The following is a 21,939-nucleotide window of genomic DNA, read 5'->3' on the forward strand; positions in this document are numbered from 1 at the left end:
CCAATGATCCGTTTCGAATGTTCCGGCATTTTGGGTATTTATCCTCGAACTGTCCAAGCCCTATCGTCGCTCGACCGTCATTTGAATCGACACAGGATTGGACCGTGAAGTACCCCCTGATCAAGCAATCGCTCCCCGCCCTGCTCGGCGAAGACTTTTACTTTCCCCACGAAATCATTGGCCAGGCCTTCCGCGCCTCGGACTTTCCCGAGCTTAAAGTCAGCAGCTTCAGCACCAGTGACCGCGTCAATCTGGCGTATTGGGAAGCAGGTGAAGGGCAACCGTTGATTTTCATCCCGGGTTGGTCGGCCAACGGTGCGATGTATTTCCACCTCATGCATATCCTCAGCAAGCACTATCACGTCTACGTGCTGGATGTGCGCAACCAAGGATTTTCCGAAAAGGCCGCGTCGGGCAATCGTATTTCCCGCTATGCCATGGATGTCAAAGAGTTTGCCGAGCACCTGGGTGTGCCTGAGGCGCACTATTGCGGTTGGTCGATGGGGGCGTCGGTGATGTGGGCCTACATTGACCTGTTCGGAACCCAAGGTATTCGCACCCTGAGCATCATCGACCAGGCACCTTCGGTCTATTGTCACGTCGATTGGACAGAACAGCAGCGACTGGATGCCGGGGCTTTCACCACCTCACCGGAGCGCATGATCGACTCCTACGTGAACATGACACCGACCAACCAGCTGGTTTCACGAACTCGCGTGCTGGAGCGTGCAAAGGCACTCGACTCACCTTATTTTCACAATGTAATCAGCCTGGTCCAGGCAGCCATAAACGACGACATGGCGTTCACCGGATTGGTGCTTTTCGATCATGTCACCAACGATTGGCGAGATGTCATCCAAACCAAGATCGACGTGCCCACCGCGATATTTACCGGGGAATACAGTGACTGGCTGGACAGTCAGAAATGGATGAACTCAGTGATCCGCGACTCGGTACTGTATGTGTACGATAAGGCCGAACAGGGCGACCATTTTCTGGCGTTCAAGAATCCGCAAAAGTTTGCCGCAGACCTGCACAGTTTCTTGCAGCGGTCCTGATACGCGCCGATTCAACCCTTCAGCGTTCCCACTCCGGATCGGCGAAGCGTTCAGTCAGAAAACTGATCAAGGCCCGAACCTTGCTCGCCAGGTGCTTTCGCGTGGGATAAACCACGTAAATGCCCAACTCGATGGAGCGGTACTCCGGCAGGATTTCCACCAGGGCTCCGCTGCGTAAATCCTCACCGACCATAAAGCTTGGCTGCAGGGCAATGCCCCCACCCGCAAGGGCGATACTGCGGCACGTATCGCCATTGTTGCAGCGTACGCTCGAGCGGGTGCGCACGCTGACGCGACCATCGGGCCCGTCGAACAGCCAGTCATTGCCCGTCGCAAAGTTGGTATAAGCGATGACGCCGTGTTCAGCCAGGTCCGCCAGTGTACGCAGCGGGGGATGGCTCGCCAGATAATCGGGGGAAGCACAAAGGCACATACGCGTGCCAGCCAGCCGCCGCCCTACCAGTGATGAATTCTCCATGCGCGCAATGCGTATCGCAGCGTCGAAGCCCTCATCCACCAGGTCTACCAAACGGTCATTCAGGCTGATATCCAACTCGACGTTCGGGTGCGCACTCATGAACGCCCCCCATAGCGGCGCAAGATGCAAAACGCCGAAACTGACCGGTGCATTCACCCGCAACACACCGCTGGGTTCCGGCGCTGCAGACGATACAGCCTCCTCTGCCTGATCCATCAGCGCCAGCACCTCGCGTGCCTGATGGTAGAACTGCCTGCCCTCCTCCGTCAGCGAGAGCTTGCGCGTGGTGCGATGCAGCAGCCGCGCCCCCAGGCGCTCCTCAAGGGCACTCACATACCGCGAGATGGCCGCCTTGGACATTTCCAGGGCGTCGGCCGCGCCTACGAAAGTACCTTTGTCGACCACGGTGCAGAACACCTGCATCTCCAACGCTCTGTCCATAACTGTCTCACTTAGTGGAACTATCAATCACATTTGGCCTTATTTATCTCAAAATCTCAATCTATAAACTGAGCCCATCGAAACACACACCAACGCTTAAGAGGTCGATATGAAAATTACAGTAGTGGGTACCGGCAACATGGGTTCAGCGTTCGTCAAGCAGTTGTCTGGCGCCGGTCACGTGGTCCGAATCACGGGGCGTGACATCCAGAAAGCACAAGCACTGGCAGCCCAGTTCGAACAGGTCACAGCCTTTACCGCCGACCAGGCGTTGGGCGACAGCGATGTGGTGGTGCTTGCCACGGCCTACGCTGACGCGGTCACGGCGCTGCAGAGCCTGGGCGATCTGAGCGGCAAGGTCGTCATCGATATCACCAACCCGCTCAGCGCCGATTACATGTCGCTGACCATCGGCCACGTCACCAGCGCCAGCGAAGAAATCGCCAAGGCAGTGCCACAGGCCCAGGTCGTCAAAGCCTTCAACACCCTGTTTGCTCAAGTACTGGGCGATGGGCCAACGTTCGCCAATGACCAACGTGGCAGCGTATTCGTGGCCAGTGACAGTGAACGCGCCAAGCAGACGGCCGTAGCCCTGGCTCGCAGCCTGGGTTGGAACACCGTCGACACCGGCGCACTGATCAACGCCCGCTACCTGGAGCCGCTGGCAGGCCTGAACATCTACCTCGGCTATGGCGCCGGCCTGGGCACGTCCATCGCCCCGGTCTGGCTTGGCAAGTAACCCCTTCGGAGCATTCCACCATGAACACCCCGTTTCCCCTGCTATTTGTGTCTCATGGTGCTCCAATGTTCGCCATCGAGCCTGGCCAGGCGGGTCCCCGCCTGGCTCAGGTCGGTCGTGAGCTGCCGCGACCTGACGCCATCGTCGTCCTCTCTCCGCATTGGATGACACGCGGCGAAGTCCTTGTCACGGCGAGCACCGCGCCTGCGACCATCCATGATTTTGGAGGGTTTCCCGACGCACTGTATCAACTGAGCTACCCCGCACCGGGCGCTCCCGCCCTGGCTGGACATATCGTAGACCTGTTGCAGGCTGCCGGCTGGCAGTCGCGACTGGACGCTCAACGCGGCTTGGACCATGGCGCCTGGGTACCGCTGCTGTACCTGGCTCCCGAGGCAGATATCCCGGTGGTGCAAGTCTCCATGCCGGCCAGTCTTGACACTCATCAGGCCTGGAAGCTGGGCGATGCGCTCAAGCCACTGCGGGATATGAATGTGCTGATCGTCGCGTCAGGCAGCCTGACCCACAACTTGTACGAGTTCCGCGGCGCCACCCGCGAGAGCGCTGCCTACGTCGATGCGTTTGCCGCGTGGACCGCTCAAACCCTGCAGGACGGGAACACCGGACAATTGCTGGAGTTCAAGCAGTACGCGCCGTCGGCTGAGCGGGCTCACCCCACCGATGAACACTTTCTGCCCTTGCTGATCGCCCTCGGCGCAGCCGGGGAAGGCTATGAGACACAGGTATTGGAGGGCGGCGTGACCTACGGCGTGCTGGCCATGGACAGCTACTTGTTCTCCTCGGCCCCGGCCACTGGCTACGAACCTACTCAACTGACTCGAGGCACTATTGACCATGCGTGACACTACATTTTCCGACGCAGCCCGCGAACCACAGACGGGTCTGTTTTTCCGCAAAGGCTGCAGTACTTTCGCCCCGAAAGGCCGCTTGATTCTGCTGCACGGTGTGGGTTCGAACGAAGGCAATCTTGCTGCCCTGGCCGAATCACTGCCTGAAGAGCTGGAAGTCATTCTGGTTCGCGCCCCCTTGCAGGTCGGCCCGCAAGGCTTTGCCTGGTACCAGGTGAACTTCACCAGCAATGGTCCGTCGTTCAACCAGGAACAGGCGGAAGCCAGCCGCCTGCTGTTGCAGCGGTTTATCGAAGCGCTACCCGCCTTGCCGACGGTCATCGCGGGCTTCAGCCAGGGCGGCATCATGAGTGCGAGCTTGGGCGTCACCGAGCCGGAACTGGTGGCGGGCTTTGCGATATTAAGCGGTCGCATGCTGCGCGAAATTGCCCCACGGATCGCCTCAGCCGAACGCCTCAAGGCGGTCACGGCGTTCATCGCCCACGGCCACCAGGATGCCGTCCTGCCGATTGACTGGGCGAACGAGGCAGATGCCTGGCTGGATCGCATCGGCGTCAAACACGAAACCCATTTCTACAACATGGCCCACGAGATTATCGGTGAAGAACTGGCCGATTTCTCTCAATGGCTAAGCCACACGCTGTCCCTTGCCAACTAAATAAAAGGAGCTACACCATGATTGATTCTCGCACTGCACCCTACGCTGCATTCGTGATGCGCCTGGCCCTCGGCATCATGTTCATCGCCCACGGTTTGACCAAAGTGCTGGTGTTCACGCCAGCCGGCACCGCAGGCTTTTTCGAGTCCATCGGTTTTCCAGGCTTCCTGGCTTATCCGGTCATGGCATTCGAAGTGATCGGCGGCCTGATGCTGGTATTGGGCGTGTATGCACGCTGGGTAGCGGCACTGGCAGTGGTCCAGCTGTTTGTCGCGGCAACCGTGCACTTCGGTAACGGCTGGAGCTTCACCAACGCCAATGGCGGCTGGGAATATCCAATCTACCTGAGCGTGACTGCACTAGTCGTTGCGTTGCTGGGTGAAGGCGCTTTTGCGGCCAAGCCATCCAACAATACGTGATTGAGCCATACGCAATCGCTGCCGGCGCCCTGGTCAACCAGTGCGCCGGCAGTTGCGTTTGGCGCGCTGCGGCGGTTCACGTCAGGCGTGAGGCCATGAAACTGACAAACGCCTTGATCTTAGGCAGCGGCTGTCGGCTCGACGGCCACAAGATGCTGAACGTGCGGTGATCGCTGATGTACCGGTCCAATACCGGCACCAAACGCCCTGCCGCGATGGCATCCTCGATAAAAAAGTCGGGCAGGCAGGCGATGCCCTGCCCCGCTTCAGCCATTGCCAGCAAGGCTTCAATCGCGTTCGACGTCGCCGATTGGCCCAGCTCCAGCGCGTCTTGCCCTTTCTTCGTCACCAATGGCCAAGGATCAAGCTTTCCGCTGGTGGGATAGCGGTATCGCAGGCAAGCATGGTTCGAAAGGTCCGTCGGCCGCGCAGGGACACCTCGACGCGCAAGATAGTCGGGCGATGCAACCAAGCGGTGGCTGTAGCCGTTGAGCTTACGCATCATCAGTCGCGAGTCATCGACCTCGCCAATGCGCATCACGGCATCGAAGCCCTCCTCAATCACATTGACCAGGCGATCACTGAACTCCAGTTCCAATTCCACTTCTGGATACGCCTGCTGAAACGCAATCAAATGAGGCATCAACCGCATGCCAAGCTGTGGCAAGCCGAGGCGCAATTTGCCTTGAGGGTTGCCGGCCGCTTGAGTGAGCTCACGCTTGGCGACTTCATATTCCGCAAAAATCCGCTGACAACGTTCCAGAAAAAGGCTGCCTTCCGCCGTCAAGGTAATCGCGCGGGTAGAGCGATGAAACAGCCGCACGCCCAACTCTTCCTCCAGCCGCGCCACCGCCTTTCCAACAGCCGAGGAAGATACCCCGGTTCTGCGCCCAGCCTCAGTGAAGCTGCGGGTATGTGCCGCCTGAACAAATGCGCTGAGCGCGCCGAAATGATCCATGAACAGCCTCATTTATTTGAGCATTATTTTCACAAATGATCGGAATTTCATCCTGTTTTTCTTTCCAATCATAGCGCCTATAGTCCCCTCCAACGTGACTTTATGGCGCGCATCTCGCCTTCAACGTCACCGCCATCCGCTATTACGAGCGTACCCCGATGACCTCTCAACCTTGCGCACGCGCAATCGCCCCGGAGCTTCAGCAGCACCCTGGCTATGCCCGCGTATTCAAACAAGGGCATTTGACCTTCGGTTTTATTGCCCCACTGGAAAGCTACCCGAACAGCCCAGGCCCTACCCTGCAGGATCACGCGCAGATAGCTCAACGTGTGGACGAAGCTGGCTTCTCCGCGATCTGGCTGCGCGATGTACCGTTCTATGACCCTAACTTCGGGGATGTCGGCCAGATCCTCGATCCATTGGTCTATGCCGGCTACCTGGCGGCCGTGACCAAGCATATTGCGATTGGCACGGCGGGTATCGTCCTGCCGTTGCGCGATCCACTGATTGTCGCCAAGCAGGCTGCCAGCCTGGATCAATTACTGGGCGGGCGATTCATCCTGGGGCTGGCCACCGGCGACCGGCCGATCGAATATCCGGCGTTCGGCCTGGATTTTGATAACCGTGCCGAACGCTTTCGCGACGCGCTGGATATCATTCGCGCGACCACGCAAAGCCATTGGGCCAAACATACATCGCGTTTCTATGGCCAGTTGAACGGTGAAATTGACCTGGTCCCCAAACCCGTTGGGACGCGCTTGCCCACCCTTATCGTCGGCCACGCAGGCCAAACGCAGGAATGGATCGGCGAACACAGTGACGGGCTTCTCTCCTACACCTCCAACCCTGCGCTGATTCCCCAGGTGATCGAACGCTGGCGTGCCGTCTGTGGCAACGATGTGTACAAACCCTACGGCTACGGCACGTTGTTTGACCTGGATCGCGACCCGAACCATCCCGTGCAGGCCGGCCGGGTACTGCGCGCCGGGCGTAATGCACTCATCGAGCACTGGAAACGCCAACAGGATCAGGGGGTGGGTCATGTTGCCCTGCACTTCAAGCCGCAACGCCGCCCTGCCGCTGAAGTTATCGATGAGCTGGCTGAATACCTGCTGCCGCACTTTCCCAGCATCACCCTCCCTGTCGTCTCTCAACCTATGCAGGCTGCCCAATGAATCGCGCCCTTCACCACATGGACTTCATCTTCCAGACAGCCATGGGCACCTACCCCTTGGCGGCACAGTGCGAAATGCTCGCCGAGCATGGCTATCAAGGCATGACGATGTCGGCGTGGAGCCAAGACCTGAAGTCGATTCCTCAGGTCAAACCCACCTGGGGCCTGGACGTGGGCGCGGTCTACTTGATCTACCGCAAAGGCCTCGAAGCGTTCGTGACCCAGGTATTCGAGAGTCTTGAAGGTTGCACCACGATTGAACTGGCGCTGCATTCAGGTGAGGAAGTCACCAATTTTGACCGCCGCATGCTTGAGCGCCTATTGCCTATCTGTGAGCGCAGAGGCCTGCACATCAACCTTTATCCGCACGCGCGCTACGGCCTGCAAACCACCACCGAAGCCATAGCACTGTGCCGGGAGTTCAACCACCCCCGGCTCAATATCGTGTTCAACGGTTATCACTGGTACGCCACTGAAGAAGGCGCGCTGGAAGAACGCCTTGATGCGCTGTGGCCCTGGCTCCAGCACGTGAATATTGCCGGCACACGTCGCTCTCCATTGGGTTGGGGCGGCCTGGCGACCATCGAGCCGCTCGATGAAGGCGAGATGGATAATTTCGTTCTGCTGGGCGCTCTTGAACGCCGAGGTTTTACCGGTCGTGTCGGCGTGCTGGGATGGCAAAGCATGGGTGGCGACGTTTACGGCAACCTGCGCCGTTCAGCCGTGGCCTTTCGCTCCATGGAGCAACGCCTGGCCGCACACCCCGAATGGGCCTTATTGACCGAAATGCCACGCTAGGCAAGGAGACAGACCGTGGCCCATCGCGTCCATGCACTCGATTCATTTTTTTACTCTTCAATGGGTGTCTACGCCTTTCAGTCGCAGTGCGAAATGCTCGCCGAACTGGGTTTTGACGGCATCACGGTGTCAGCCTGGGGCGGCACGCCGCTGACCGACCTGCGCCTGCTGCCGCGCGTTCGCGAACAGCATGGTCTGCGGGTTGAAGGCCTGTATTTGGTGCTGCACGAAGGTCGCAATGATCACCTCATAAGGCGAATCATCGAAAGCGTCGAAGGGGTGGAGCTCATCGAACTGGCAGTCCAGACCTCGGTCAACGGTAGCTCGGCCATCTTGCGGTTCATCGAGTCGGTACTGCCCATCGCAGTGCGTCGCGGCTTGAGAATCGCGCTGTATCCCCATCTTCACCACGTCACCCAGACCACGGCTGAAGTGGTGCAGATCTGCGAATACTTCGCTCACCCGCACCTAGGCGCGTCGTTCAACGGCTATCACTGGTACGCCAGTCAGGAGGGCGAACTTCAGCAACGCCTTGAAGCCATGCAACCCTGGTTGATGCAGGTCGTGCTCTCAGGCAGCACGCTCAGCGAACTGGGCTGGGGCGGCGTGGCCACGATGGAACCGGTAGATCGTGGAGAGTTGGACAACTTCGCAGTGGTCGCAGCACTCAACAGCGTTGGCTACACCGGCAGCATTGGCGTGCTCGGCTGGGACTACGGCGGCGATATTTACCTGAAGCTGCAACGCTGCCTGACAACCCTGCGCGATATTGATCGTCGCCTCGGCCGCCATCCGCACGCGTCTGACTTTACATCGCTGTAACGCCCTCTCCACCTGACATGAAAAAGGAGCCTGCAATGACAGCCCTCTCTGTACTTGACCTGATGATGATTGGCGACGGTAAAACTTTCACGGACACACTGAATGACGCGGTCGCTTTGGCGCGGCATGTGGAGGCCCACGGTTATAAACGTTACTGGGTCGCCGAGCATCATGACCTGCCGGGCATCGCTTCCTCGGCAACCACGTTGCTCGTCCAGCATCTGGCAGCGGCCACCCAGACACTGCGCGTGGGCTCCGGCGGCATCATGCTGCCCAACCACTCGCCCTTGATGGTGGCCGAGCAGTTCGGCACATTGGCCACCTTGTTCCCTGGCCGCATCGACCTGGGTATCGGTAGAGCACCAGGTTCAGCGGGGGCAGCCATTCGAGCCTTGCGCGGTGACGCTTCAGAGCGTGATTTCACGCAGGATATTCACGATGTGCAGGATTACCTGGCGGACAACGGGCATCAGCCGGTGCGGGCGATTCCCGGTCCCCACGAGGTGCCACTTTGGCTCCTGGGTTCAAGCATGAACAGCGCTGACCTTGCCGCCAAGCTCGGTCTGCCCTATGCCTTCGCCTCACACTTCGCACCGCGCTTTTTGATGGATGCGATTACGCACTACCGTACGTCGTTTCGCCCATCGGCGGCGCTCAAACAGCCCTATGTGATCGCGGGCGTCAATGCCTTTGCTGCCCCGTCACGAGCCGAAGCCGATTACATCGCCAGCTCTCACCGGCAGTGGGTGTGCAACCTGTACGCCGGCAAAGCTGGCCCGCTACCGCGTCCCTCGGAGGGTTTTATGGACAGCCTTACCAACATCGATCGGCACACCCTCAACCAGGCAATGCTGTGCACGGCGACAGGTGACCAGGACGACGTCGGCAGTTGGCTACGCCAGTTCATCGCAACGACCCAAGCGGATGAAGTGATCATTGATGCACGCATCTATGACGCCAAGGCGCGTTGCCGATCCTATCAACTGATTGCCGAATCCCTGGCCGACATGCTGGGCTGATCCAACTGGCAGCGATGGGACAGTCCATGTGTAAGCAACAGCAGAAACGCCCCCGGCTTCACGTCGATGCCGCCGTGCGCGCGATTGCCCATCCGCTGCGGCGGGAAATCCTGAAGTGGCTAAAGGCCCCACAGCTGTATTTCTCCCTGCAGGAGTGGGGCGTTGAACGGGGAATCAGTGTCGGCCAGATCACCCAACGGTGCGGCTTGTCCCAATCGACCGTGTCCCAACATTTGGCGGTGCTCAAACAGGCGGGGCTGGTTAACGCTTGCCGGACGGGACCTTTTCACTTCTACCAGCGCAACGAAGCAGCAATCGAAGCGCTGGCGAAATCGCTATGTGATCAGCTTCAGCATCAGCCTGCTCCCTAGCCATTGCCACCGGTGCCTTGCGAGCATTAGAAACAGATTGCGATCAGTCCCCAAACAAAACGCCCATGTTTGTTTGCCAGGCGGGCCAATATACTCCTAGCCAGTATATTCACATACTCCCCCTCAGTACCGGCGTACACTGGCCACCACGCCTATACTGGAGTCGTTCAATGCCACATTCGCCCGCTGAAAAAAAACGTGTATTAGGCAGAGTCAATCGGGTCCGGGGCCAACTGGATGCCCTGCAAGCTGCACTTGAACAAGGTGCTGAGTGCGGCCCGGTTCTGCAACAGATTGCAGCGCTGCGTGGCGCGGTAAACGGTTTGATGGCTGGTGTTCTGGAAAGCCATCTCAGGGAAGAGTTTTCACAGCTGACCGACACGTCGCAGGCACAGCGTGCCTCGATCGATGAAGTGGTTTCACTGGTGCGCACTTACCTCAAGTAAGCCCCGAACCCTTCAGACCCTACGCTGCACCCGCCATACGAGCATTACCACTTGGAGAAAAACCTTTATGAAATCCCGTGCTGCAGTTGCATTTGAACCAGGCAAGCCACTTCAAATCGTCGAGATCGATGTGGCGCCGCCGCGCAAAGGCGAAGTGCTGATCAAGATCACCGATACCGGCGTGTGCCATACCGATGCCTTCACCTTGTCGGGTGATGACCCTGAAGGCTTGTTTCCGGTGGTTCTGGGCCATGAAGGGGCTGGCATCGTCGTGGAAGTCGGTGAAGGCGTCACCAGCCTCAAGCCCGGCGACCACGTTATCCCTCTGTACACCGCCGAATGCGGCGAATGCCTGTTCTGCAAGTCCGGCAAAACCAACCTTTGCGTCGCGGTTCGTGAAACCCAGGGCAAAGGCGTTATGCCCGACGGCACTACGCGTTTTTCCTATAATGGCCAGCCGCTCTATCACTACATGGGTTGCTCGACATTCAGCGAGTACACCGTGGTGGCGGAAGTCTCTGTCGCGAAGATCAACCCTGACGCCAACCCTGAGCACGTATGCCTGCTGGGCTGCGGTGTCACCACCGGGATCGGCGCAGTGCATAACACCGCCAAGGTGCAACCGGGGGACACCGTTGCCGTATTCGGTCTCGGCGGTATTGGCCTTGCCGTGATTCAAGGCGCACGCCAGGCCAAGGCCGGCCGCATCATTGCCGTGGACACCAACCCAGGCAAGTTTGAACTCGCCAAGTCTTTCGGTGCTACCGATTGCATCAACCCGAAAGACCATGAAAAGCCGATCCAGCAAGTCATCATTGAGGCGACCGGCTGGGGTGTGGACCACTCGTTCGAATGCATCGGTAATGTGAATGTCATGCGCGCTGCGCTGGAAAGTTCGCACCGTGGCTGGGGGCAATCCATTGTCATCGGCGTGGCCGGTGCAGGTCAGGAGATCTCCACACGTCCCTTCCAGCTTGTGACGGGTCGCACCTGGAAAGGCTCGGCGTTCGGCGGTGTCAAAGGCCGTACGCAACTGCCAAAAATGGTTGAAGACGCCATGAAAGGCGAAATCGAGCTGGCGCCATTTGTCACCCACACCATGCCATTGGAACGCATCAATGAAGCGTTCGACCTGATGCATGAAGGCAAGTCGATCCGCACCGTCATCAAGTACTGACGTGAGGCCCGGGGGCTACGGGCCCCTGAGGTCATTTCGAGTTCCTTACCGATCTGGAGATTCACAGTGAGCGACATCAAACTTCATCCATCACTGGATAATGGTCTATCCCCTGCTGCCTCTGATTTTACCGGCGGCACTCTGCAGTGCCTGTGCGCCTTTGATAAAGTCGAAGTGACCATCGCGGCTCAGACCCTGCATAACCATGCCTGTGGTTGCAGCAAATGCTGGAAACCGGCCGGCGCGACATTTGCCGTCATCGCGGTGGTACCGCGTGATGCTGTCAGCATCACTGCACATGCAGAAAAACTCGCGGTCGTCGACGAGAACGCAGTCATTCAGCGCCACGCGTGCACCACGTGCCACGCGCACCTGTACGGGCGTATCGAGAACAAGGATCACGCCTTCTACGGTCTGGACTTCGTTCACACTGAACTGTCGCCACAGGCTGGTTGGTCTGCGCCGGGGTTCGCGGCGTTCGTTTCCTCGATCATTGAAACCGGTACGCCTCCTGAGCAGATGAAGGGAATTCGCACGCGTCTGCGTTCAATCGGCCTGGAGACCTACGACTGCCTGTCCCCGGACTTGATGGATGTATTGGCCACCCAAGTTGCCAAGCTCAAAGGCGTGGCGCATTCTCGCTAACACGGGCAATCGTCAGTTCGGAGCTCAAAAAAAGGCGCCGCCAATCGTTTTGAACGATTGACGGCGCCAAACCGTTTCGGCGCCAAGGACGCCTCAAAACGGGTACCCCATCAACTGTTTAGTGCACCGACTTTTGTCTCTTGAACGCCTGCAACATTGCGTCAGTCGCCACGATCGCGTCATACACCAGGTCCGGCGTCACCGTGAAAGGCATGTTGTGCATCGTGTCGTTTTTATCGCAGGCCAATTCGGCAACTTTTCTCCACTCCACTTCTTTGAAGTGTTTGAGCCCCAGATCTTCGAGCGTCAGCGGCAAGCCGACGGCTATCGCAATGTCCACAACCTCCTCGATTTCAGCCATAGGCGCAGCTTCCATCACGAGCTGGGTAAATAGGCCGAATACGACTTTTTCTCCATGTTGTGCGCCGTGCAGATCGTGCACGTTGGTCATCCCGTTGTGGATCGCATGCGCAGCTGCGCAGCCACCCGATTCAGCCCCGACAGCGGACATATAGATCGTGGCTTCAATCGTGTTTTCCAGGGCGGCGGTAATGGCTTTTTTCTGCACCGCAAATGCCGCCTGGGCCGAATACTTTTTGATGGTCTCGTAGCACGTTTGGGCAATCGCAAATCCGATCAATGTAGGCTTGAGCATCTTGCCGTCATTGCCCAGGATCAGATTGTCGCGTTGCGCGGCAAAGCACGCACGAGCCTCGAAATACGTGGCCAGACCATCACCCACGCCCGCCGCAAAAAACCGCGCGGGTTGTTCGGCCAGAATGCGTGTGTCGGCTAAAACAACGTCAGGGTTTTTGGATAAAAACAAATAGCGATTAAACGTATCGTCGTCGTTGTAAATCACCGAAATCGCCGTACAAGGCGCATCCGTGGAGGCTAATGTGGGCAGGATCAACACGGGTTTTTCCAGGAAGTGTGCCGCCGCCTTGGCGGTATCCAGGGTTTTTCCACCACCTATTCCGACGACATAATCAGCACCACGCGCCGCTTCCACGTGCAGGTTGATTTCACTGTCGCAACACTGCCCGCCAAACACGGCCAACTCTGCGCGCTGTTCGTTCTTGAACCCCGGCATCGCTTTCTCATGAACCCGGCCAACGATAAATTGATCGCAGATCAGATACGCATTGGCCCCGAAGGCTTTGCCATGGACCGCTAAATCTACCAACGCATCGGCTTGGACCAGAAATTTTCCCGGCGATGCAATACCTTTAGTGATAGTCATCTCATTCCCTCACGTCGCATGCGCGAAACGCTCAGCGAGTGCACGCTTGAGCGCTCCTCTGCAAGCATGACGAATCAATTAAATACCATTCCGCCATCAATGATCACGGCCTGCCCTGTCATGTAGTCGGAGTCAGGGCCAGACAGAAACGAAACACAGGCCGCTACGTCCTCGGGCTGGGAAAGACGTTTCAAGGTGATGTGCTGGGCAAATTGTTCCATCCCCCATTCAATGCTCTGATTGGCGTTATCGGCTACGTCCTGGGCGACCTTGCGCATCATCGGTGTATTCACAATGCCAGGGCAGTAGGCGTTTACCGTGATGCCCAGATGTGCCAATTCCCGGGCCGCTGTCTGGGTGATGCCTCGCACGGCAAACTTGGTCCCACCGTACACCGCAAGATCAGGATTGCCGATATGACCCGCCTGCGACGAAGCACTGATTATCTTGCCGCCGTGACCTAACGCCTTGAACGCGTGAACAGCCGCCTGTATGCCCCACAGCACGCCACCCACGTTGATGTCGAACGTGCGGCGGTAGATCTCTGGTGTAATCGCTTCGATGGGAGCAATCGGCGCAATGCCTGCGTTATTGATGACCACATGCAGATCACCCAAGCCATCCACTGCTGCCTGCACGGCCTTGAAAACATCCTCGCGGTCGGCCACGTCGACCTTGAGCGCCAGGGCTTTACCACCCGTTTTCCTGATGTTTTCAGCAACCTGCTCAGCGGTATCAAGATTCGTGTCGGCGCAGGCGACGGCGAAACCATCTGCAGCCAAGCGCAAGGCAATGGCCTCTCCGATCCCTTGACCGGCACCGGTTACAAAAGCAACTTTTCCCAAGGACTTACTCATTCTGGTGTTCCTTCCTATAGGTGAGGGGGGGAGTTAAAGACTGCTCACACATCTGCCGAGGCTTAGAAGCTTGCCTGCAGCTTCACACCGGCGATCCAGGCGTTGTCCACCTCGTAGACGCCGCCTGGATTGCGCACGTATTGCACGTTCGGGCGCACGGTCAGCCAATCGGTCACGTGTACGCCGTAATTGAGTTCGATGTTGTATTCGCTGTGTTGCACTGGAACGTACTGCGGGTCGTCGTAGTCACTGATGCCCGTGCTGTCATTGATCAGACGCTGGCGCTTGGTGACGTCGTCATTGACCTTGAGGCGGGCGATGCCCACGCCGAGGTCATCTTTGGGCCGCGCATCAAACGGGCCTTTGTAGACCGCGCCAATATTCTGGAAGCTTTCGATACCACTGGTGGCTTTGTCGTGCACGGTAAGGCTGGCAAATACGCTCAGGCCACGCGAAGCATCGCCGTTATGGGTTGTAAGCTGCTGTTGGCCAATGACCCATGCGCCGTGTTTGCTGCTGCGTGACTTTGGCGCCTGGCCGGTCAACACCTGCGGGTTACCGTTGACGTCGTCGTACAGATCGTTGGCGCTGGCACTGCTGTGGTAGTAACCCAAACGGTATTCACCGGGTAAGGCATCTTTACCGACGATGGGCTTCCAGATGATCTCTACCGGCACCAACGCGCCTTGGGTGCCACTGCCGCTGAGTTTGAAACCGTTGCCTGTCTCCAGGTACGACGGATTTTGCTCATACGCCCCCACTTGCACCGCCCAGTGATCATTGAGGTTATAGCGCACACGCCCACCCCACTGACTCACTGGCCCGCTGTACCAGATATCCCCAGCGACGTTGCCGATGGGGGCACTGCAAAATGACAGGCTCTGGAAGTCGCAGGGGAAACTGGCGAAATCCTCATTGACGCCCACGCGGCCGAACTTGAGATCCAGGGCGCTATTGAAAAACTTCTGGCGATACCACATCTGGGTCAGGCGCCAAGTCTGCCCCCTGCCCCACACCTCCTGCACCGAACTGAGCTGTGGAGCACGGGGGTCGGAAACGCGCTCGTTGGAGAGGTTGTTGCCGTTGCGTTCAGTTACCAGCAGCTGGAACTCAGCCTCATTCCAGCCGAGCAACTTTTGCAGATCCAGGTGCGTGCCCAGTGCCCATTGCGCGGTATAACGCGCCGTGCGGTCATGGTTATAGCCTCCGTGGACATTGGTGGCGGCTTCGCCGACGTAACCGACGATTACATCAACGCCCTGCTCCAGTAGCTCACTGCGTACCCCTCCCCAATCTCCGGTTCCCCATTTCGAAGAAGCGTCCTCGGCAGAGGCAGGCACGGCGATGCATGACAGGAGCCCGAGCCCCAGCGGCAATTTCCAAGCGATGTTCATGTCGATTTTTCCTATTGTTTTTATGTTCTACGACACAGCGTTGACCGGACCGCAGGGCAACGCCCTGGCGGTCACTCAAAAAAGCAATCAGTTGAAAAATGGGTCGCTACAAATCAAATGCCGGCCAGGCACAGGTATTTGATCTCCAGGTAATCCTCCAGCCCGTATTTGGAGCCCTCCCGGCCAACACCCGATGCCTTGACCCCACCAAACGGCGCGGCCTCAGAACTGATAATCCCGGTGTTGACCCCGACGATGCCGTACTCCAGCGCCTCGCCCAGACGAAACACCCGGCTCAGGTTCGCGGTGTAGAAATACGCCGCCAGGCCGAACTCGGTGTCGTTGGCCTTAGCGATGACCTCGGCGTCATCGAAGAAGCGAAAGACCGGTGCAAGCGGGCCGAAGGTCTCCTCTTTGGCGACACGCGCGCTGTCCGGCACATCCACCAGGATGGTGGGTTCAAAGAAATTGGCGCCCTGGGTATGTGCCCCACCGCCCTGAACGACCTTGGCGCCTTTGGCCAACGCATCTTCTATATGCTCGCGAACCTTGGCGACAGCTTTCCCATCAATCAGCGGCCCAAGGGTGACGCCATTGGTAAAACCATCGCCAATCTTCAGCGCGCCGACCGATGAGGTCAGTTTGTCGACAAAGGCGTCATACACCTTGTCGTGCACATACAGGCGATTGGCGCAGACGCAGGTCTGCCCTGCATTGCGAAACTTCGATGCGAGTGCGCCTTCTACCGCAGCGTCCAGATCGGCATCGTCGAACACGATAAAGGGCGCGTTGCCGCCCAGTTCCAAAGAGACTTTCTTGATGTCGTGGGCACATTTTTCCATGATCTGGCGCCCGATCTCAGTAGACCCCGTGAAGGAAATCTTGCGCACGACCGGGTTGCTGGTCAGCTCCTCGGCAATTTCTGCAGCGGCGCCGGTGACCACTGACAGCACGCCCTTGGGAATGCCTGCCTGTTCGGCGAGGTACACCAGTGCCAATGCCGAGAACGGCGTCTGGGAGGCCGGCTTTATGACCATCGTGCAACCGGCTGCCAGCGCTGGCCCAGCTTTGCGGGTGATCATTGCGCTGGGGAAATTCCACGGTGTAATGGCAGCACAGACACCCACAGGCTGCTTGATGACCAGCAAGCGTTTGTCCGTTGCGCCCGGAATAATATCGCCGTAAACCCGCTTGCCCTCCTCTGCATACCACTCGATATAAGAAGCGGCGAAGACGATTTCACCCAGCGCCTCAGGCAGCGGCTTGCCCTGCTCCAGCGTCATGATGTGCGCCAGGTCATGCTGGTTTTCAATGATCAAGTCGTACCAGCGGCGCAACGCATTTGCGCGCGCCTTGGCCGAAAGCTCACGCCAGGCCGGCAACGCGTGCTCAGCCGCTTCGATGGCACGGCGTGTTTCAGCCTTGCCCATGCGCGGCACCTGGCCGATGGTGGCGCCCGTCGACGGGTTGCTCACCGTGATAGTGGCTTCATTGTCCGCAGCCAGCCACTCACCGTTGATAAAGGCTTGATGACGCAGGAGTTCGGGGTTGTTCAAGTTCATTGCAGGTTCTCCGTTACGCGACGCTTGGTCGCCCCTTCAACACTGACAGCCTTGAATTTGAAGCCCCGGTAGTCATCCTTCTTGACCGCAGCCAATTGTTCGCTGAACGCGCCCAAGCCACCCATATAGAAATAAACCTTGTTGCTTTTGCCGGGGATATTGGCGCCAAAGATCCACGAGTCGGTCTTCGCGAACAGCGTCTGATCAGCAATGTCCTGGCAGGTCTTGCCCCACTCCTGCTCGCTTTGCGCAGACGGTTCCACGCAGGCAAGTTCGTTCTGCTCCATAAAGCCAACCAGATCGGAGACCCACTCCACTTCGGTTTCAATCGTCGGTGGAAGATTGGTAAACGGACCGTTGGGCCCCAGGATCATGAACATATTCGGGAATTTGGCGGTGGCCACCGACAGATAGCTGGAGGGACCGTCAGCCCAGTGATCCTTCATCGAGGTGTTGTCGCGCCCACGGATATCGATGCGCTTGTAGTTACCGTCCACGGCATCAAAACCGGTGGCAAACACCAGCACATCCAGTTCGTGTTCGACGCCATCTGCGGTGCGAATACCCTTGGCAGTGATTTCTTCGATCGGGTTGGCCTTGACGTCCACCAGCGACACGTTGGAGCGGTTGAAGGTGGCGTAGTAACCGCTGTCGCACAGTGGGCGCTTGGCGTAGAGATCGCGGGGCATCAACTTGCGGGCTGTTTCCGGATCCTTGACGATCTCGGCGATCTTCTCGCGAACGAAATTTTGCGCCTCGATGTTGGCCTCTTCACTGGTGGCGATATCGTTAAAGGTCTGGAACATGTAGCGGAAACCACCGCCGCCGTCCCAGGCGCGCTGGAAGATGGCTTTGCGTTCAGTTGCATCGACACTCATGGTGGGAATGTCGCTTTCAGGGAAGCCGAACGCCAGGCGTGACGACCGCACCTCCTGCCAGATGGCGTCGTAATTGCGCTTGATGTCGTCGACGTAGTCGCGACTGACTGGGCCGTTGCCCACCGGCACGGTGTACTGCGCAGAGCGTTGGAACACGGTGAGGTGGCCGACTGTCGGTGCGATGGCGGTAATAACCTGGCAACCTGTAGAGCCCGTACCGATCACACCTACGCGCTTGCCTTCCAGCACTGCGTCGGCCGGCCAGTTCGCCGTGTGGTACATGCTCCCCTTGAACTGATCGAGGCCTTTGATCTTGGGTACATTCGTTGCGGACAACAGGCCCAGCGCGGTTACCAGATATTTGGCGCTGTATTGATGACCGTCATCGGCCGTGACCAACCAGCGACTGCTCTGCTCGTCGAACACGGCAGCGGTGATACCTGTCTCTAGTTGGATATCGCGTCGCAGGTCGTGGCGATCCACGGCGTGGTTCAGGTAGGACAGGATCTGTGGCTGGGTCAGGTAGCGCGTGGTGATGTCCCATTCCTGGCAGAGCTCACGGTCCCAGGAGAAGCAATAGACGAACGACTCACTGTCGGATAACGCGCCGGGGTATCGGTTCCAGAACCAGGTACCGCCGATGCCACCGGCCTTGTCGAAGGCGCGCACTTTCAAGCCCAATTCATCGCGCAATTTCTTGAGCATGTAAATGCCGCCAAAACCTGCGCCGATCACAATGGCGTCGTAGTTGATAACGTCGGTGCCAACGGAACGTTTGGCCAGAACTGTAGTTGTCATTATGTTCTCCTGTTTCGATCAATGCGCCTGCTGACTTCACTCAAAAACAAAGCTGCAGGCAAGCCGTATCCGCTCCCCTGAATCAGGATCCAGGGGACAGAAACTTGAAAAATGAACGGGGCAGTTAGAGCGAGAAGCCGCCATCAACAGCAATCGCCTGCCCGGTAACGTGTGGCGCGCACGCCAGGTAAACGGCCAATTGGCCCATGTCTTCCACTGTTTGCGCTTCCCCCTGAGGCAGCAGGCTGGACTGATGCCGCTCCCAGGATTGCACTTCGGTTTCGCCGGGTTGCGCCCAGCGCGCGGAAAGCCCCTCATCACCGCGCCACATACCGGTGCCCACCACGCCAGGGCAAAGGGCGTTAACCGTGATGCCTTCGCGGGCAACTTCCTTGGCAAAAGCGTTGGTGAAACCGATCACCGCAAATTTCGAGGCGCTGTAGTGAGAGAGATCTGGGAAACCGACTTTGCCGGCAATCGAGGCCAAGTTGATGATGCGGCCGAAGCTATGTTCGCGCATCAGTTTGAGTTCGGCCTGGCAGCAGAGGAATACACCACGGGCGTTGATGTTCATGATGCGGTCCCACTCGCTGACGGCCAGCTCTTCGACCCGACCGAGGCTGACCACGCCCGCGTTGTTGACCGCCACATCCAGGCGGCCAAATTGCGCCCTGACCTGCTCGATCAAACTCGCGACACTTTCGGGTTTGCTGACATCAACCTGCAGGGCCACAGCCCTGCGACCCAGGGCCTGGACCAAGGCGGCAGCCTCTTGTGCGATCCCCAGGTCGTAATCGGCCAGTACCAGGTCTGCGCCGGCCTGGGCCAGGCTCAGCGCAATGCCCTGGCCAATGCCACGACCAGCGCCTGTTACCAGGGCAACCTTGCCGTTCAGGGAGAAATTCACAGCGTTGAATTCGCTCATGTACTGCCTCTGTCGTTATTGTTGTTGGGATGCGACCGTTCGACGCGGCCTGCTGAGACTGACAGAGCAAGTCGGATGCCAATACCTTGAAATTCGGCCGCAACCCACAGAATAGAGGGCTCAACGCGTGATTGGACGCAGCCCCCAGGCCATCACCGCAAGACATAACCGCTCGTGTCTCCTGTGGAACGCTGCGACTATTGAGCGGTTATGTCTCACCGACACCGGCTGACGGATTCCGCTTGTAGGGATTGGCCAAGCCGCCTTTAATGGCCATTAACAGAAAAATAAGATCCAACCTTCGGAGGTACCATGTCCTCTGGTTTTTCGAAGACTCATGTGGAACACGTGAGTCGTGTACTGCGTACTGCCCAGAATGCCCCGACGCTGCCGGTGCCCAACGCCATCCTCGACTCCTGGCGTCGCTCGGTTCAGCATTACAAGCTCGACCCGGGCTCCCTACAGGGGCCCAGGGTGCTGGAGGCTCACCAGATCAACGAGCACCGCCAGCGAGTGGACGATTTCCTGCATTTGGCCGGTGATGAAATGTCGCGGCTGCACGGTCGCGTTCGCGATGCCGACTACTGTGTGATGCTCACCGATACGCTGGGATGTACCGTCGACTACCGGATCGACTCGGCCCTGCGCGGCGAGTACCGCCGCTCCGGAATGGACGTCGGCACCTGCTGGTCGGAGAAAGAAGAAGGCACGACAGCCGTTAGCGCGGTGTTGATCGACAAGCTGCCGGTCACCGTGCACAAGCTTGATCACTTCCGTGCGGCGTTCATTGGCAATACCTGCTCTGCGGCGCCGATATTTTCACCCAGCGGCGAGATTCTTGCGGTATTGGACGTTTCTTCAGTGCGTGCTCCCGATGACAGGCGCAGCCAGCATTTGATTCGTCAGATGGTCATTCAAAGCGCTACCGAACTCGAAAATGCGTACTTCATGTACAGCACCCAAGATCTATGGGTATTACGGGCACACCCTCTGCCAGGCTACGTCGACAGTCAACCGCAATGCCTGTTCGCCTGGGACCGGGATGGCCGCATCGAAGCTCTCAACCCCGCAGCACGGCGACTGCTGTTACAGCGTCGTGGCCGAATTCCCGCGCATATTGACGAAGCCTTCGCCTCAGCAAAGCTTCCCGCTGCCGGCGACGACAATATCCACTTTTTGCCGTCGATGGGGTTGCACGTGCGCCTCAGGGCGCCCCGCCGCCCCATCAGCGCCCCAATGGCCAGCAGCCCGGCCTCAGCGCTGGACCCCAAGGTTGCGCAGGCGATGGAGCTGGCGGTACGCGTCAAGGATCGCGGTTTGCCTGTGCTGATCCACGGTGAGACCGGGGCAGGCAAAGAGTTTTTTGCCCTGCAACTGCATGCCGCGAGCAAGCGTCGCGAAAAGCCCTTTGTCGCAGTGAATTGCGCAGCGATCCCCGAAAGCTTGATAGAGAGTGAATTGTTCGGTTATGCCGCTGGCGCTTTTACCGGCGCGTCGACCAAAGGCATGCGCGGTCTGTTGCAGCAGGCCGACGGCGGCACGTTGTTTCTTGATGAAATCGGCGACATGCCCTTGGCCCTGCAAACCCGCCTGTTGCGAGTACTCAGTGAAGGCGAAGTGGCACCGTTGGGCGGTGCGCGCGCCCAGGCCATCGATATTCAGGTGATTTGTGCCAGCCACCGCGATATTGCCACGCTGGTTGAAGCCGGAAGCTTTCGTGAAGACCTGTTTTTCCGCCTGAGTGGCGCACGTTTCGATATTCCCCCGCTACGCGAGCGCAAAGACAAACTGGCGTTGATCAACACACTGTTAGACGACGAGTGCGAGCGCTCGGGCGAGCGCGTAGAACTGAGCGAGTCTGCGTTGGAGATGCTGTTGAATTACAGCTGGCCCGGCAATATGCGACAACTGCACCACGCGCTGCGATACGCGTGTGCCGTGTGTAAAAGCCCGGTGATCGGAGTAGATGATCTACCCGTGACACTCGGTGCGAGTGCGCCGGTGAAGGGCCAGGAGACTGTCAGTGGCAGCCCGGAACGCCAGACGTTGATCGACACGCTCGTGCGCAACCGCTGGAAACCACTGCTGGCCGCACGGGAACTGGGGATTTCCCGTGCAACGCTGTACCGCAAAGTGAACCTGCATGGCATCACCATGCCCGGCAAGGGTTCGTACGACTGAACCTGCGGCAGACGAGCTACGTGCTCGCC

The 21,939-nt window shown here is 58.5% G+C and carries 22 protein-coding genes; 14 read left to right on the top strand and 8 right to left on the bottom strand.

Features of this window, described 5'->3' with window-relative positions; genetic code table 11:
- Positions 1-104 precede the first annotated feature (104 nt).
- The gene (locus tag C8K58_RS23225; RefSeq protein ID WP_108574401.1) at positions 105-1,058 is read left to right on the top strand and encodes an alpha/beta fold hydrolase; all 954 of its coding nucleotides are present in this window, start codon (positions 105-107) and stop codon (positions 1,056-1,058) included.
- 19 nt (positions 1,059-1,077) lie between these two features.
- On the opposite strand, the gene C8K58_RS23230 is transcribed toward C8K58_RS23225, so the two are convergent.
- Positions 1,078-1,977, bottom strand: a complete 900-nt coding sequence (locus tag C8K58_RS23230; RefSeq protein ID WP_108574402.1) for a LysR family transcriptional regulator — start codon at positions 1,975-1,977, stop codon at positions 1,078-1,080.
- 109 nt (positions 1,978-2,086) lie between these two features.
- On the opposite strand from C8K58_RS23230, the gene C8K58_RS23235 reads away from it, so the two are divergent.
- Genes C8K58_RS23235 through C8K58_RS23250 form a run of 4 tightly spaced genes read left to right on the top strand, consistent with a single transcriptional unit; the run spans position 2,087 to position 4,662 of the window.
- Positions 2,087-2,716 carry an NADPH-dependent F420 reductase gene (locus C8K58_RS23235; protein ID WP_108574403.1) on the top strand — a complete coding sequence of 210 codons (630 nt, stop codon included), beginning with the start codon at positions 2,087-2,089 and terminating at the stop codon, positions 2,714-2,716.
- A gap of 20 nt (positions 2,717-2,736) precedes the next feature.
- Complete coding sequence (locus C8K58_RS23240) at positions 2,737-3,579, top strand: class III extradiol ring-cleavage dioxygenase (protein WP_108574404.1); 843 nt, start codon at positions 2,737-2,739, stop codon at positions 3,577-3,579.
- Positions 3,572-4,243: an alpha/beta hydrolase gene (locus C8K58_RS23245; RefSeq protein WP_108574405.1), complete on the top strand. Its 672-nt coding sequence runs from the start codon at positions 3,572-3,574 to the stop codon at positions 4,241-4,243. The genes C8K58_RS23240 and C8K58_RS23245 overlap by 8 nt, the downstream gene beginning before the upstream one ends.
- Positions 4,244-4,260: 17 nt before the next feature.
- Positions 4,261-4,662, top strand: a complete 402-nt coding sequence (locus C8K58_RS23250) for a DoxX family protein (RefSeq protein ID WP_108574406.1) — start codon at positions 4,261-4,263, stop codon at positions 4,660-4,662.
- A 76-nt stretch (positions 4,663-4,738) separates the two neighbouring features.
- Here the strand turns inward: C8K58_RS23250 and C8K58_RS23255 are convergent, their stop codons facing one another.
- On the bottom strand, positions 4,739-5,620 hold the full coding sequence (locus C8K58_RS23255) for a LysR family transcriptional regulator (RefSeq protein ID WP_105521497.1): 882 nt from the start codon (positions 5,618-5,620) through the stop codon (positions 4,739-4,741).
- 158 nt (positions 5,621-5,778) lie between these two features.
- On the opposite strand from C8K58_RS23255, the gene C8K58_RS23260 reads away from it, so the two are divergent.
- The 8 genes from C8K58_RS23260 to gfa all read left to right on the top strand — a co-directional run bounded on the left by C8K58_RS23260 (position 5,779) and on the right by gfa (position 12,072).
- Positions 5,779-6,795, top strand: a complete 1,017-nt coding sequence (locus C8K58_RS23260) for an LLM class oxidoreductase (protein ID WP_108574407.1) — start codon at positions 5,779-5,781, stop codon at positions 6,793-6,795.
- Positions 6,792-7,592 carry a TIM barrel protein gene (locus tag C8K58_RS23265; protein ID WP_108574408.1) on the top strand — a complete coding sequence of 267 codons (801 nt, stop codon included), beginning with the start codon at positions 6,792-6,794 and terminating at the stop codon, positions 7,590-7,592. Before C8K58_RS23260 ends, C8K58_RS23265 begins: the two co-directional genes overlap by 4 nt.
- 15 nt (positions 7,593-7,607) lie before the next feature.
- Positions 7,608-8,414 (top strand): sugar phosphate isomerase/epimerase, encoded by an 807-nt coding sequence (locus C8K58_RS23270; RefSeq protein WP_108574409.1) that lies wholly within the window; start codon positions 7,608-7,610, stop codon positions 8,412-8,414.
- 35 nt (positions 8,415-8,449) lie between these two features.
- Positions 8,450-9,433, top strand: coding sequence for an LLM class flavin-dependent oxidoreductase (locus C8K58_RS23275; RefSeq protein ID WP_108574410.1), 984 nt, complete (start codon positions 8,450-8,452; stop codon positions 9,431-9,433).
- Positions 9,434-9,459: 26 nt separating this feature from the next.
- On the top strand, positions 9,460-9,804 hold the full coding sequence (locus C8K58_RS23280) for a helix-turn-helix transcriptional regulator (protein ID WP_108574411.1): 345 nt from the start codon (positions 9,460-9,462) through the stop codon (positions 9,802-9,804).
- Positions 9,805-9,974: 170 nt separating this feature from the next.
- On the top strand, positions 9,975-10,250 hold the full coding sequence (frmR, locus tag C8K58_RS23285) for a formaldehyde-responsive transcriptional repressor FrmR (RefSeq protein ID WP_103408668.1): 276 nt from the start codon (positions 9,975-9,977) through the stop codon (positions 10,248-10,250).
- 67 nt (positions 10,251-10,317) lie between these two features.
- Positions 10,318-11,427: an S-(hydroxymethyl)glutathione dehydrogenase/class III alcohol dehydrogenase gene (locus tag C8K58_RS23290; RefSeq protein WP_060765978.1), complete on the top strand. Its 1,110-nt coding sequence runs from the start codon at positions 10,318-10,320 to the stop codon at positions 11,425-11,427.
- Positions 11,428-11,493: 66 nt separating this feature from the next.
- Positions 11,494-12,072, top strand: coding sequence for an S-(hydroxymethyl)glutathione synthase (gene gfa / locus C8K58_RS23295; RefSeq protein WP_108574412.1), 579 nt, complete (start codon positions 11,494-11,496; stop codon positions 12,070-12,072).
- 118 nt (positions 12,073-12,190) lie between these two features.
- Here gfa and C8K58_RS23300 read toward each other — a convergent pair whose 3' ends face one another.
- The 6 genes from C8K58_RS23300 to C8K58_RS23325 all read right to left on the bottom strand — a co-directional run bounded on the left by C8K58_RS23300 (position 12,191) and on the right by C8K58_RS23325 (position 19,729).
- A complete protein-coding gene (locus C8K58_RS23300; protein WP_108574413.1) occupies positions 12,191-13,315 on the bottom strand; it encodes a glycerol dehydrogenase in 1,125 nt (374 codons plus the stop codon).
- A 74-nt stretch (positions 13,316-13,389) separates the two neighbouring features.
- Positions 13,390-14,172 (bottom strand): (S)-acetoin forming diacetyl reductase, encoded by a 783-nt coding sequence (locus tag C8K58_RS23305; RefSeq protein ID WP_108574414.1) that lies wholly within the window; start codon positions 14,170-14,172, stop codon positions 13,390-13,392.
- 62 nt (positions 14,173-14,234) lie between these two features.
- Positions 14,235-15,566 (bottom strand): carbohydrate porin, encoded by a 1,332-nt coding sequence (locus C8K58_RS23310; RefSeq protein ID WP_108574415.1) that lies wholly within the window; start codon positions 15,564-15,566, stop codon positions 14,235-14,237.
- A 113-nt stretch (positions 15,567-15,679) separates the two neighbouring features.
- Positions 15,680-17,128: an NADP-dependent succinate-semialdehyde dehydrogenase gene (gene gabD / locus C8K58_RS23315; RefSeq protein ID WP_108574416.1), complete on the bottom strand. Its 1,449-nt coding sequence runs from the start codon at positions 17,126-17,128 to the stop codon at positions 15,680-15,682.
- Positions 17,125-18,804, bottom strand: coding sequence for an NAD(P)/FAD-dependent oxidoreductase (locus C8K58_RS23320; protein WP_108574417.1), 1,680 nt, complete (start codon positions 18,802-18,804; stop codon positions 17,125-17,127). The genes gabD and C8K58_RS23320 overlap by 4 nt, the downstream gene beginning before the upstream one ends.
- A gap of 124 nt (positions 18,805-18,928) precedes the next feature.
- On the bottom strand, positions 18,929-19,729 hold the full coding sequence (locus C8K58_RS23325) for an SDR family NAD(P)-dependent oxidoreductase (RefSeq protein WP_108574418.1): 801 nt from the start codon (positions 19,727-19,729) through the stop codon (positions 18,929-18,931).
- A gap of 312 nt (positions 19,730-20,041) precedes the next feature.
- On the opposite strand from C8K58_RS23325, the gene C8K58_RS23330 reads away from it, so the two are divergent.
- Positions 20,042-21,910, top strand: coding sequence for a sigma-54-dependent Fis family transcriptional regulator (locus C8K58_RS23330; RefSeq protein ID WP_108574419.1), 1,869 nt, complete (start codon positions 20,042-20,044; stop codon positions 21,908-21,910).
- Positions 21,911-21,939 lie beyond the last annotated feature (29 nt).

It is taken from the genome of Pseudomonas sp. GV047 (assembly GCF_003058245.1).
GTDB lineage: Bacteria > Pseudomonadota > Gammaproteobacteria > Pseudomonadales > Pseudomonadaceae > Aquipseudomonas > Aquipseudomonas marginalis.